A 12905-nucleotide genomic window follows, 5' to 3' on the forward strand; every position below is an offset into this window, starting at 1 on the left:
CCCGAAAGGGGCCGGCGCCTTCGACGTGGTCAGCGGGCGACCGCCGCCGCCATCGTGTGCAGCCGCAGGGCCAGTTGGATCTCCAGGGCGCGAGAGGGGGACTGCCAGTCGGGTCCGAGGAGGCGGCCGATCCGCTCAATGCGCTGCGCCACGGTGTTCACATGGACATGGAGGTCGTCCTTGGTACGCGCCGGGCTCATGCCGCTCGCGAAGTACGCGTCCATCGTGCGCACCAGATCCGTGCCGCGGCGCCGGTCGTACGCGACGACCTGGCCGATCGTGCGGTCCACGAAGCCCTCGATGTCCCGGGTGTCGGCGAGGAGCAGGCCCAGGAAGCCCAGGTCCTCCGCCGCGGCGCCCTCGCCCGAGCGGTTCAGCAGGCGCAGGGCGTCCAGGCAACGGCGCGCCTCCTCGTACGCGGTGGCGACCTGGCCGGGCTGGGCGAGCGGGGAGGCGACGGGGGCGGAGGCGCCCACGGTGACGGGTTCGCGGACGGCGCCGCCGAGGTGCTTGGCGGTCTGCCGGGCCAGTTCGGCGGCGTCCTCGCCGGGGCCCAGCGGCAGCAGCAGGACCGTTCCGCCGTCGCGTGCGGAGGCCAGGCCCTGACGGGTGGCGGCCAGGTGGGAGGCGGCCGACCAGAGGCGCTGCCGGTCCGCGCTCTCCCGTACTCCGGCGTGGTCCGCCTCTCCCCCGGCCCCGCCCCGGTCGATCCGGGCGGCGAGCACGACATGGGGCGCGTCGACGTCGGTACGGAGCCGCGCGGCGCGCTCGCGCAACAGACGGCGGTCCCGGTCGGGGGCGTCGAGGAGGTCGTCGAGCAGTTCGCCCCGTACCCGCTGTTCCGCCTCTCCGGCGGAGCGGCGGGCGAGCAGCAGGAGCGAGGTCACCAGGGCGGCACGCTCCAGGGTGCGCTGGTCGACGGGGTCGAGGTCGGGCTGCCCGTGCAGGACGAGGGCGCCGAACGACTCGCCGCCGGCCGACACGGCCGCCACCCAGCGGTCGCCCTCGCGCCGTGCGTGGCCGTCCGCGTGCTGGGCGGGGTCCTGGCCGGTGTCGGTGAACTCGACTCTTCCGCCGAGGACTTCGGAGACGGCCTCGGCCACGTCGTGGACGCCGCCGCCGTGCAGCACCAGTTCGGTGAGCCGGTCGTGGACGTCGGAGGCGCGCTCTATGACGCCGCTGTGCTCCCGGATGATGTCGTTGGCGCGCTCCAGCTCGGCCAGCGCCGAACGGGTCTCGGCGAGCAGGTTGGCGGTGTCGATGGCGACGGCGGCGTGCGCGGCGAGGGAGCCGAGCAGCGCGACCTGTTCCCGCTCGAAGACCCGGGCGCGCCGGTCCGCCGCGAACAGCACGCCGATCACCTGGCTGCCGAGGCTGAGCGGTACGCCGAGGATGGCGACGAGGCCCTCGTCGCGCACGGCGGAGTCGATGGTCGGGGTGTGCTGGAAGCGGGGGTCGTCGAAGTAGTTCTCGGTGACGTACGGCCTGGCGGTCTGGGCGACGAGCCCGCCTAGCCCCTCGCCCATGCCGAGCCGGACCTGCTGGAAGCGCGCCGAGACCGAGCCTTCGGTGACGCGCATGTACGTGTCCCCGGCACCCGGGTCGTTGAGGCTGAGGTAGGCGACCTCGGTGCCGAGCAGCGAGCGGGCGCGCTGGACGATGGCGCGGAGCACCGCGTCGAGGTCGCGCAGTCCCGCGAGGTCGTGGGCGGTCTCGAAGAGCGCGGAAAGCTCCGCCTCGCGGCGCCGCCTCCCCTCGAGCTCGGCACGGACGCGCAGGGCGAGCCGCTTGGCCCGCTCCAGGTCGGCCAACGCCTCCGGGCCCGCGCCGCTCGCACGGGCGAGCAGCACGGGCCGGTCGTACGCCTCCGCCGCGGCGCCTCGTGCGAGGAGCTCCAGGTAGGAGACCTGTTCTTGGGACATGGACACAGGGATACCTGCCGAACGGGTGGGAGCACCACCCCTGTGGAAAACCGTCAGTGCGCGGTCCAGCCGCCGTCGAGGCTCAGGGAGGTACCGGTGATGAAGGACGCCTGCGGCGTGCAGAGATACAGAACCGCTTCCGCGACCTCCTCCGGCTCGATCAGCCGCTTCAGCGCCGAGTCCTTGAGGAGGATGTCGGTCAGGACCCGCTCCGCCGGGACGCCATGGGCGGTGGCCTGGTCGGTGATCTGCCGCTCGACCAGAGGCGTCCGCACATAACCGGGGTTGACGCAGTTGGAGGTCACCCCGTGCGGGGCGCCTTCGAGGGCGGCGGTCTTGGAGAGCCCTTCGAGGCCGTGCTTGGCGGCCACATAGGCCGACTTGAAGGCGGAGGCGCGCAGTCCGTGGACGGAGGAGAGGTTGACGATCCGGCCCCAGCCCTGGGCGTACATGTGCGGCAGGGCGCCCCTGATCAGCCGGAAGGGCGCCTCCAGCATCACGGTGAGGACCGTGTGGAAGACGTCCGGCGGGAACTCCTCGATGGGGCGGACGAGCTGGATTCCGGCGTTGTTGACGAGGATGTCGGTTCCGGCGGCCGCCTGCTCGGCGGCGTCGAGGTCCGTGAGGTCCAGGGTCTGCGGCTCGACCGCGCCCGGCAGTCCGTCCGCCGCCTCCGCGAGCGCCTCCAGTCCGTCGGCGGCCCGGTCGACGGCTCTCACCCGGGCCCCCGCCGCGGCGAGCCGGAGCGCGCAGGCCCGGCCGATGCCTCCGGCCGCACCGGTGACGAGCGCCGTGCGGCCGGCGAGGTCGAGCAGCACGGCGCCGGGCGTGGGAGCGGCTGCGGGGCCCTGGCCGGGAGCCTGGACGGGTGGTGCCGGTACCTGTGCCGGTACGGGCCCTGATGTGGTGGGGGCGCTCATGCTCCGCACCCTATGAAGCGCCTCACCCTCAACCGATGTGTTCCGAACCCACACTTCAACTGCTGGGCATGGGGTCGAACCATGTGGGTTCGTCGGCGAGCGCCTGTTCGATCCGGAAGTGCGAGAACCGCTTCATCTCCGGCAGGTCGTCCACGTCGAACCAGGCGACGTCCGTCGACTCCTCGTCGTTGACCCGGGCCTCGCCGCCGACCGCGCGGCACCGGAACGAGACGTCCATGAACTGGCACTGGTCGCCGTTGGGGTAGACGACGGGCTTGCGCAGGGTCTGGACGATCACGACGCGCTCGACCTCGCAGCGCACCCCGGTCTCCTCGTACACCTCGCGTACGGCGCAGGCGGCCGGCTGCTCCCCCGGTTCGACGATGCCGCCGATGACGGACCAGAGGCCGTTGTCGGCGCGTCTGCCGAGCAGGACCCGGCCCCGGTCGTCGAAGACGATGGCGCTCGCGCCCGGGAGGAAGAGCAGCTGGTGGCCGATACCGGCCCGGAGCTCGCGGATGAAGTCAGGAGTACCCATGGGCCGACCCTATGTCCCGGTGGATCAAGCACTCCCGCTCCGCCGGACGGCCCGGGCTCCCGGCGGAGCGGCCGGCCGCTCAGGCGTCGCGGTTCCGGCGGGCGCGGACCGAGCGCAGCAGCGACCAGCCGAGTCCGGCCGCCGCCACGGCCACCAGAAGCGCCTCGGGCAGCGTGCCCATCCGCGTCGCCGGGGTCAGGGAGGAGCGCAGCGGCACCTTCTCGACCAGGACGTCCGGGGTGAACATCTGTGTCTGCTCCACGATCCGGCCGTCCGGCGCGATGATCGCGCTGACCCCGCTGGTGACGGGGACGACGACGGAGCGGCTGTGCTCGACCGCCCGGACCCGCGACATCGCGAGCTGCTGGTACGTCATCTCGCTGCGGCCGAAGGTGGCGTTGTTGCTCGGGACGGAGATCAGCTGGGCGCCGTGGGTGACGGTGTCGCGCACGGCCCAGTCGAAGGCCGCCTCGTAGCAGGTGGCGAGTCCGACCTTCGTACCGGCGAGGTCGAAGACGCCGATCTTGTCGCCGGGGCCGAAGTCACGGCTGACACGGTCCACGTTGCTGTTGAAGATCCGTACGAAGGACCGCATCGGGATGTACTCGCCGAACGGCTGGACGTGCCGCTTGTCGTAGGTGGTGACGGGGCCCTTCTGCGGGTCCCACTCGATGAGGGTGTTGCGCAGCTTGCCCGTCGGGGGCGCGACGACGGCGCCGATCACGGTCGGCACGCCGATCTTCTTCACGGCCTGGTCGATGGCGTCCGCTGCATCGGGATTCGCGTACGGATCGATGTCGGAGGAGTTCTCCGGCCACAGGACGAAGTCCGGCTGCGGCTCCTTCTTCTGCTTGACGGCTGCGGCGAGCTCTTCGGTACGGGCGACGTGGTTGTCGAGGACCGCCCTGCGCTGCGCGTTGAAGTCGAGTCCGAGACGCGGAACGTTTCCCTGGACTGCGGCGACGGTCGCCGTGCCGTCCTCGGCGGAGCCGTCGACGAGCGGCAGCGCGGCGAGGGCGCCGGTGACCGGGACGAAAACGGTGAGGGCCGCTGCGGCGAGCGGGCCGCGGGGGACGGTGCCGGTCGCGCGGTAGGCGCGGACCTGGCGGATCACCTCGTACAGCCCGAAGCCGCACAGGGCGACGGCGAAGCCGAGCACGGGGGTGCCACCGACCGCCGCGAGGGGCAGGAAGACGCTGTCGGCCTGGCCGAAGGCGATCTTGCCCCACGGGAAGCCGCCGAACGGGACACGCGCGCGTGCCGCCTCGGCGAGGATCCACACGGCCGCGGCGAACACGGGCCAGCCGGGGAGCCGGGAGACGGCCGCGATCCCGAGTCCGGCGGCGGCGATGAACAGCGCCTCGACGGCCGAGAGCGCGATCCACGGGAACCTGCCGACCTCGGCTCCGGTCCAGATCAGCAGCGGCAGCAGGAAGCCGAGCCCGGCGAGGTACCCGAGGCCGAACCCCGCGCGCGCCCGACGGCCGCGCAGAGCCCAGCCGAGGAGAGCGAATCCCGGCAGGGCGAGCCACCACAACGGGCGGGGCGGGAAGCTCAGAAAGAGCAGGACCCCGGCCAGCACGGCCACGCCGGGCCGCACCAGGCGTCGCAGCCGGGCGGGACCGGGCTCGGGGGTGGCGGCGGGCCCGGAGGCGTCGACGGGCGTCATGGTGGTGCTCACGTTGCGGAGTCTACGGCGCACACCCACGCCCCCAGCATGCCGGTCGGAGGCCCGAGCGGCCCGCAGTGCGGTCCCGGAGGTCCCGGCCGAGGGCCCCGGCCAGGCCGGCGTGGGGCCACGGGGTCAGGCAGGTACTCACTCTTTCTTCACTGATGCCGCAACGTTTCTGCGCATGTCGCTCCCCAAAGCCCGGCCCCGCCGTTACCGTGTGCCCCAGACCGAGCGGGGGGACCACGGTGATGGCTGCATCTGCGGCTCAGGTGGCCGTCGTGCGCGAGCGCGGCCGCGCCGCGGACGTGGCTGGGGTACTGGTCCTCGGCGCCTGCGTGCTCTGGTCGCTCGTCAGCGCGGCAGGGCGGGACGCGCGCCCCGAAGGCGTGCTCCTCGCCGTCTTCGCGCTCACCGCCGGGTACGCCTGCGGCCGGATCTCCGGCACGCTGCTTCCGGTCTCCGCCGCCGCGGTGGCCTCCCTCGCCGCCCTCGGCCTGGCGCTGACCTCCGGGCCCGGCATCCCGGGCGCCACGCCCTTCGGCTCCGTACCTCCCGGTCATACGGGAGCGGCCGTGGCCCTGCTCGTGCTCGCCGCCGGCGCGGCCTGCTGTGCGGCCTCGGCGGCGAGGTCGGGCTCCGGCCGGTTCGCGCTCCGGGCCCTCGCCCTGGCCGTGGCGGGGTCGGCGCTGGTGCTGGGCTCGGTGGCCGGTTTCGTGGCCTCGATCGGCGTACTGCTCTGCTCGCTGGCGGCGGTACGGATGCGGCGCAGGCTCCTCGGACTCGTGGGGCTCGCCCTGGCGACCGGTCTGGTCGTCGGGGCCTCGTGGGCAATGGCGGAGGAGAGGCTGCCCGACGGGCTCGCGGCCTCGCTGGAGAGCCAGCTGACCCCGCACCGGGTGCTGTTGTGGCAGGACGCGGTCGCGCTCGCGAAGGAGGACCCCGTGCTGGGGGTGGGTCCGGACCGGTTCGGCGCGCTGAGCCCGACGGCCAGGGAGACGTTCTCCTCCGACGGCAAGCCGCATTCGGCCGTGCTCCAGCAGGCGGCGGAGCAGGGGGTGCCGGGGTTGGTCCTCCTGGGGGCGGCGTACGGCTGGCTGCTCTGGGGCCTGTGGTCCTCGCCCCGCACGACGGCGGTCGTTCTCACGGCCGGTGCCGGCCTGACGGCTCTGGCCGCCCTGGCCACGGTCGGCAACGCGCTGAGCTTCACCCCGGTGACGGCAGGCGCGGGGCTCCTCGCCGGACTGGCGACCGCCCGCGCCGCCCCGGCACAGTCCGGCCTTGCGGATCTGGCGGATCCGGCTGCTTCGGCGGACTGACGTCCGGCGGGTACGCCTCAGGCGCTCGTCGGCTCGGTCGGGGTCCCCGGACGGAGCCGGTCACGGATGACCCGTACACCAAGCTCGGCGTCGTCGACGGTGACGGTGAACGTGCGGCCGTCGTCCATCCGGAGGATCAGGGCCTCGCCCCGGCGGACGATGACCGCCTTGCCCTTCTCGGGCCGCCAGCGGTACCCCCAGCCTCCCCACTCATGGGGGGTGACCCTCGGGATGTAGTCGGCGCCGACCACATGGGAGAGAAGAATGCGACGGCGCGGTACGCCGATGTGGCCGCAGCGGACCTCCATGGCCTCGTCGTCCACGGTCACCTCGACGTGGACGAAGGCGAGCGTGCCGAAGAGCACGAGCAGGCCCGCCGCCACGCAGCCGATCACGGCCATGAGCAGTGCGGCGATCCCGGAGGTCCATGCCGAGTCGACCGCCAGGGTGATGCCCAGGGCCATACAGGCGGCACCGGCGACGGCCGCGACCCACTGCATACGGTTGGTGGCGCGCCCGGTCCACACCTTCGGGACCGGGGCGTCCTTGCCCGGAGGCCGTGGTTGTCGGGGATGCCGTGGATGCCGGGATTCGTCCCTCATACGTCGCAGCCTACTCACGATCCGCTCGTGCGGCGCCTCTTGGACACCGCCCCCGGGGCCGTCAGCGGGCGGCGGCCGCGGCCAGGAGAAGACGCCCTTCGGCGTACTTCAGGGCAGCGGCCGTCAGTTCCCCGTTCCGGCCGCTGAGCAGAACGCTCAGGCCGCCGGACGGGGTCGCGTCGGGCTTCGGCTCGGCACCGATACGGCGCAGCGCCTGTGCTGCGACTGCCCCTGCGGAGCCGTGGAAAACCACCGGCGGCAGGTCGGCGGACTGCACGGCCGCGCGGATCCGTTCGGCGACGAGTTCGTAGTGGGTGCAGCCGAGGACCAGGGCGCGCACATCGCGCGGGGTGAGCTTCGCGGCGGCCTCCACGGCCCGCTGCACGGCGTCGGCGTCCGCCTGCTCCACCGCGTCGGCGAGCCCGGGGCAGGGCACCTCGGTGACCTCGGCGCTGTCGGCGAAGTCGCGGATCAGTCCGCGCTGGTACGGGCTTCCGGTGGTGGCCGGGGTTGCCCAGATGGCGACCTTGCCGCCACCCGAGGCGGCGGGCTTGATCGCGGGCACGGTGCCGATGACCGGGATGCGGGGTTCCAGCGCGGCTCGCAGCGCGGGGAGGGCATGCACGCTGGCGGTGTTGCAGCCGACGATCAGCGCGTCGGGCTCCAGGGCCGCGGCCGCCCGGGCGACGGCCAGGGCGCGCTCGGTGAGGTCCTCGGGGGTGCGCGGGCCCCAGGGCATGCCGTCGGGGTCGCTGGAGAGGACCAGATCCGCGTCCGGCCGCAGTCGGCGAACCGCGGCCGCTGCCGGGAGCAGGCCGATTCCGGAGTCCATGAGCGCGATCTTCACCCGATCACCCTAGCCGACCACCCTTGCGTCTCCGCCGATCTGGGGCAGACTGCGGCGAATGAGCGCCATTGCCTGGATCGCCATGGGTTCGCTGGCCGCCTGGGGGTGGCTGCTGCTGGGTCAGGGGTTCTTCTGGCGTACCGATCAGCGCCTGCCGTCGCCGTCCGGCCACGCGCGCGTGGACCCGGCGGCGTGGCCTCGGGTCGCCGTCGTCGTACCGGCGCGGGACGAGGCGGAGGTGCTGCCGCTGAGCCTGCCGTCACTCCTCGCTCAGGACTATCCGGGCGAGGCGGAGGTCCTGCTCGTGGACGACGGCAGTACGGACGGCACCGGGAAGCTGGCCGAGGAGCTGGCCCAGCGGTACGGCGGGCTGCCGCTGACGGTCACGTCCCCGGGGGAACCCGAGCCGGGCTGGACGGGCAAGCTCTGGGCCCTGCGCCACGGCATCACTCTGGCCCGCACCCGGGGCCCTGATCCGCGCGGCCCGGAGCCTCTCCGCGTCGAGTCCGCCCGTCCCGAGAGCCTCCGCGCGGCCCCCGGTGGCGTCGGGCCCTGCCGGCCGGAGTTCCTGCTGCTGACGGATGCGGACATCGCTCACGAGCCGGACAGTCTGCGCCGACTGATGGAGGCGGCGCTCGCGTGCGAGCTGGATCTGGTCTCCCAGATGGCCAGGCTGCGGGTCGCGAGCGGCTGGGAGCGGCTCGTCGTGCCCGCCTTCGTCTACTTCTTCGCCCAGCTCTATCCCTTCCGCTGGATCAACCGCCGCCGGCGCCCGCGCGCGACCGCCGCGGCCGGAGGCTGTGTGCTCCTGCGCACCGAGACGGCCGAGCGGGCGCGGGTGCCCGAGTCCATCCGGCAGGCCGTGATCGACGACGTGTCCCTGGCCCGTGCGGTACGTCGGGCAGGCGGCCGGATCTGGCTGGGGCTCGCCGAGCGGGTGGATTCCGTGCGCCCCTATCCGCACCTCTCCGACCTCTGGCGGATGATCTCGCGCAGCGCGTACGCCCAGCTCCGGCACAACCCCCTCGTGCTCGCGGGGACGGTCGCCGGGCTCGCCGTCGTCTATCTCGCTCCCCCGGCCGCCCTCGCGGTCGGCCTGTTCGGCGGGGACGCGGTCGCCGGGTGGGCGGGAGGGATCGCGTGGGCGGTGATGGCGGGGACGTACCTCCCCATGCTCCGCTACTACCGGCAGCCCCTCTGGCTCGCGCCCACCCTCCCCCTCACCGCCCTGCTCTACCTCTTCATGACGGTGGATTCGGCGGTGCAGCACTATCGGGGCCGGGGCGCCGCCTGGAAGGGCCGGACCTACGCCCGTCCCGAGGCCGCGCCCGACCGCTGACACGCCGGACGCGACCGCTCACCCCTTGACGGCGGGGGTCCAGGTGAGCCCCCAGCCGTAGGCCTCGTCGGCCGTCTGCTGCATGGAGATTCCGGGCGCGTGCACCAGGAACCTGGCCTCGCGCCGCACGACGAGGTCGCCGTCCTCCTGGGTGATGAGCGCGAGCGCGCACGTCCGCGCGGGGACGGTGCACTCGTCGAGCGAGAACTCGATGGGGGCGCCGTCGGACGGCTGGAGGGTCACGGTCGCGTGCAGACCGGCGAAGTCGCTCGCGCCCTGGTAGATGACGACGAAGACGAGGAGCCGGCGGAACTGGTCCTTGTGGTCGAGGTTGACGGTGAGGTTCTCGCCCTCGGCGCGTGCGCCCGTGCGGTCGTCGGCGTCGAGCTGGATGTACGGCGGCTCGTGCAGCGCGCCGAAGCCCTCGAGTGCCTGCACCACACCCTTCCTGCCGTCCGCCAACTCGTAGAGGACGCACAGGTCGAGATCGAGGCCGCCCACGGCCTGTGCCGCCCCCGCCGCCCGGCGGCGGCCGAGGCCCCAGCGTCTGGCGGGGGCGTCGTCCGTCTTCTCCGCGCGCAGCTGCCAGTTGAGGTTCACCCGCATCACACCACCGGTCGTGCCGGTGTCCTTGGTGAGGGAGACCGTCGGGGACTCCTTCGTGAGGGTGACCTTGGTGAGCCGTACGGGCTGCCCGGCGGCGACGGGTGCGGGGGCGGCGGGCGCCTCGACGGCCGGTGCCGCGACCACCGCCGCCGGTGACTCGCCGACGGGCTCGACGGCCTCCGGCTCCTCGACGGATATGCCGTAGTCCGTGGCGAGCCCCGCGAGGCCGGAGTCGTAGCCCTGCCCCACCGCCCGGAATTTCCAGCCCCCGTCGCGGCGGTAGAGGTCGCCGAGCACGAAGGCGGTCTCGACGGTGGCGTCCGCGCTGTCGTATCGGGCGAGCTCCGTCCCTCCGTCCGCGTCCACCACCCGGACGAACAGTCCCGGCACGCGTCCGAAGTCGCCGCCGTCCGCCGAGGCCGCGATGACGATCCGCTCGACCTCCGGCTCCACGCCGTCCAGGTCGACGGCGAGCACCTCCGTGACGAGGCCGTCGGAACCCTCCCCCGTGCCCTCGTGCCGTACCGCCCCCGAGGCGTGCGCCGGCTGGTTGTAGAAAACGAAGTCGGCGTCGGAGCGCACTTTCCCCGACACAAGGAGTAGCGCCGACGCATCTACGTCCGGGACCCCGTTCCCTGAACGCCAGCCCAATTCCACGCGCACACCGCGCGCCGACACCGGAACATTGGCCCCTTTAAGCATGAACATGCTCGCCCCCCCAACCTGGCTTCCGCGTATCAAGATTTCTTTACGTCAAGCTAATGCCGGGCACGGCGGCGCGTCGGGCGACCCGTGGGTAACCCCCTCCTCAGCTCGCCTTTTCAAGATCGACGGCTCATCGAGGCGTCTGAGCGCGACCGTTTTTGTCACGTTCGCTCGCATTGTGGATCGACAGTCACTCAGAACCCGTCAAACAACCCTCTTATCGGGCTCCCCAACCAGCACATCGTGGGCTTAACTTATGGCCATGACCTCCCCCCGCTCCACCTACGGAGGCGGTTACTACACCGCGCCGTCGTTCCCCGACACCCCGATCTACGACTCCCTGGTCGCGGAGCGGGGCACGCCTCAGATCGCCCCGATCCGAGTGCCTGCCGCGTACGACACCGGCAACAGCTACCTGCCGGCGTTGCCCGCGGCTCTGCCCGCCCTCCCGGCGGCACCCAGCCCCGCCCCCTCCTACGGCGGCGGCGGTTCGTACGGCTACCCGCAGCCGACGCCGCAGATGGCCCCCGTGCCGCTGCAGCACGCTCCGGCGCCGTACATCCCGCAGCAGCCCGCCGCGCCGCGCGGATACCCGGGGATGCAGCAGCCGCAGCCGCAGCGGCCGATGTCCACGGGGTACGAGGCGATGCGCCCGGCGGCCGCTCGGCCCGCCCCGGCCCCCGCTCCGTACCAGGATCCCTACAACCGTCCCTACCAGGGCCAGGGGTACTGACAGACGCGTGCGCGGAGCGGCTGGCAGGATGGCGGTATGCCGAATCCTCGCCTGCGCTCCGTCCACGTCCACCCGGTCAAGGCGTTGCGCGGGTACGCGCCCGCCGAGGCGGAGGTCGAGCCATGGGGACTGGCCGGTGACCGCCGTTGGACCGTCGTCGACGCGTCGGGCAAGGTCGTGACCCAACGCCGCCATACGCGGATGACGTTGGCCTCGGCCGAGGCACTGCCCGGCGGTGGCATCAGCGTGTCCGCGCCCGGCCTGCCCGCGCTGGCGATCGAGGTGCCACGGCCGTCGGCCACGATCCGGGTGGACGTCTTCGACACTCCGGTGGAGGCGGTCCCGGCCGGACCGGCGGCCGACGCCTGGTTCAGCGCGTTCCTGGAGACGGAGGTCCGTCTCGTCCACATGGACGACCCGGCGCGCCGGCGTCCGGTCGATCCGGCCTACGCCCTGCCCGGCGAGACGGTGAGCTTCGCGGACGGCTATCCGCTCCTGGCCACCACCACCTCTTCCCTCGACGCCCTCAACTCGCTGATCGCCCAGGGGGATCACGCCGACGAGGGCCCGCTGCCGATGAACCGCTTCCGGCCGAACGTGGTCATCGAGGGGACCGCGCCGTGGGCCGAGGACGGCTGGACCCGGCTCGCCATCGGTGAGGTCATGTTCCGGGCGGCGAAGTCCTCCGGCCGCTGCGTCGTGACCACGACCGACCAGCTCACCGGCGAGCGCGGCAAGGAGCCTCTGCGGACGCTCGCCGAGCACCGCAGGCAGGGAAGCAAGCTGATCTTCGGCCAGAATCTGGTACCGGAGCACCCCGGCACGATCCGCGTCGGCGACGAGGTCAAGATCCTCGACTGACCGCACGCGTCGAGCCCACCACCACGCCACCCCCGCACGCAGCGTCACGGACACGTACGCACGAGCGATCGCGTCACACTTCCGCGTCCCGGCAGGCGGGGAACCCGCCCCCGGGGCAGACTCGTTGGGAGAAGCGGCAACGACAAGGGGGTGCGGCGTGCGCGCAGCCATCGGAGTCTGGCGCTGGCGGCACAACCCCCTGCGCCGGACCACGGACCTCGTCGAGGCATGGGTCGCGCTCGCCGCGGTCGTGCTCCTCGTCCTCGCCGTCCCCGCCACGGGCTGGATCTCCGCCACGCGGACCGACGACTCCCTCCAGCGCGCGGTCCAGGCCCAGAGCCGGCAACGGGCGGCGACGACGGCCCGGGTGATCCGGCTCGCCGACACCCCGGCCCCGGGCCTGCGGAACCCCGAGTCCGCGGGAGAGCAGCCCGCCCGCCGCGCCGTCGTGGCGACCTGGACCGCCCCGGACGGCACGTCCCGGACGGGCACGGTGGCCACCCGACGCGAACTGTCCGATCCGGGCGACACCTTCCGGCTGTGGACCGACCGCGACGGCCGCCCGGCGACCGCTCCGATGCCGCCGGAGACCGCACGCGCCCACGCGATCATCGTGGGGCTGCTCGCGGCGACCCTGGCCGCGGTCTTCGTGGAGGCGGCGAGGAGACTGGTCGTACGCCGGCTCACGCACCGGCGGTACGAGCGTCTCGACCGCGCATGGGCCAAGGCCGGTCCCGACTGGGGCCGTACGGGCGCGGGCAGCTGACCCGTCAACCCGGCGGCGCCGCGCGCGCTACGGTGGGGCATCGGATCAGCGGCACGCATGAGGCGGGGGCAGAGCACA

12 protein-coding genes are annotated in these 12905 nt (G+C 73.2%); 5 read left to right on the forward strand and 7 right to left on the reverse strand.

From position 1 onward, the window contains the following. Positions 1-29: 29 nt before the first annotated feature. From ACFY8U_RS30565 to lnt, 4 genes are all read right to left on the reverse strand, one after another. Positions 30-1922 carry a helix-turn-helix domain-containing protein gene (locus ACFY8U_RS30565; RefSeq protein WP_389575487.1) on the reverse strand — a complete coding sequence of 631 codons (1893 nt, stop codon included), beginning with the start codon at positions 1920-1922 and terminating at the stop codon, positions 30-32. Between the two features lie 53 nt (positions 1923-1975). Continuing rightward, complete coding sequence (locus ACFY8U_RS30570; protein WP_389575488.1) at positions 1976-2842, reverse strand: 3-hydroxybutyrate dehydrogenase; 867 nt, start codon at positions 2840-2842, stop codon at positions 1976-1978. A 55-nt stretch (positions 2843-2897) separates the two neighbouring features. Continuing rightward, positions 2898-3380, reverse strand: coding sequence for an NUDIX domain-containing protein (locus ACFY8U_RS30575; RefSeq protein WP_389575489.1), 483 nt, complete (start codon positions 3378-3380; stop codon positions 2898-2900). A 79-nt stretch (positions 3381-3459) separates the two neighbouring features. Continuing rightward, positions 3460-5061 (reverse strand): apolipoprotein N-acyltransferase, encoded by a 1602-nt coding sequence (gene lnt / locus ACFY8U_RS30580; RefSeq protein WP_389575490.1) that lies wholly within the window; start codon positions 5059-5061, stop codon positions 3460-3462. Positions 5062-5300: 239 nt separating this feature from the next. Between lnt and ACFY8U_RS30585 the strand changes: the two genes are divergently transcribed. Further along, complete coding sequence (locus tag ACFY8U_RS30585) at positions 5301-6368, forward strand: O-antigen ligase family protein (protein ID WP_389575491.1); 1068 nt, start codon at positions 5301-5303, stop codon at positions 6366-6368. Between the two features lie 17 nt (positions 6369-6385). On the opposite strand, the gene ACFY8U_RS30590 is transcribed toward ACFY8U_RS30585, so the two are convergent. Both ACFY8U_RS30590 and ACFY8U_RS30595 read right to left on the reverse strand, forming a co-directional pair. Continuing rightward, entirely contained in the window at positions 6386-6970 is a 585-nt protein-coding gene (locus ACFY8U_RS30590) for a hypothetical protein (RefSeq protein ID WP_389575492.1), read from the reverse strand. 61 nt (positions 6971-7031) lie between these two features. Further along, positions 7032-7817: a glutamate racemase gene (locus tag ACFY8U_RS30595; RefSeq protein WP_389575493.1), complete on the reverse strand. Its 786-nt coding sequence runs from the start codon at positions 7815-7817 to the stop codon at positions 7032-7034. A 58-nt stretch (positions 7818-7875) separates the two neighbouring features. On the opposite strand from ACFY8U_RS30595, the gene ACFY8U_RS30600 reads away from it, so the two are divergent. Next, positions 7876-9156, forward strand: a complete 1281-nt coding sequence (locus tag ACFY8U_RS30600; protein WP_389575494.1) for a glycosyltransferase — start codon at positions 7876-7878, stop codon at positions 9154-9156. Positions 9157-9174: 18 nt separating this feature from the next. Here the strand turns inward: ACFY8U_RS30600 and ACFY8U_RS30605 are convergent, their stop codons facing one another. Beyond that, entirely contained in the window at positions 9175-10464 is a 1290-nt protein-coding gene (locus ACFY8U_RS30605) for a TerD family protein (protein WP_389575712.1), read from the reverse strand. A gap of 265 nt (positions 10465-10729) precedes the next feature. Here ACFY8U_RS30605 and ACFY8U_RS30610 point away from each other — a divergent pair, with 265 nt between their 5' ends. The 3 genes from ACFY8U_RS30610 (at position 10730) to ACFY8U_RS30620 (ending at position 12827) form a co-directional block, all read left to right on the forward strand. Further along, on the forward strand, positions 10730-11200 hold the full coding sequence (locus ACFY8U_RS30610) for a DUF6643 family protein (RefSeq protein ID WP_361598041.1): 471 nt from the start codon (positions 10730-10732) through the stop codon (positions 11198-11200). Between the two features lie 36 nt (positions 11201-11236). Further along, entirely contained in the window at positions 11237-12061 is an 825-nt protein-coding gene (locus ACFY8U_RS30615) for an MOSC domain-containing protein (protein WP_389575495.1), read from the forward strand. A 157-nt stretch (positions 12062-12218) separates the two neighbouring features. Continuing rightward, on the forward strand, positions 12219-12827 hold the full coding sequence (locus ACFY8U_RS30620) for a hypothetical protein (protein ID WP_389575496.1): 609 nt from the start codon (positions 12219-12221) through the stop codon (positions 12825-12827). Positions 12828-12905: the final 78 nt, after the last annotated feature.

The organism is Streptomyces sp. NPDC012508, assembly GCF_042902595.1.
In the GTDB taxonomy this organism is placed as follows: domain Bacteria; phylum Actinomycetota; class Actinomycetes; order Streptomycetales; family Streptomycetaceae; genus Streptomyces.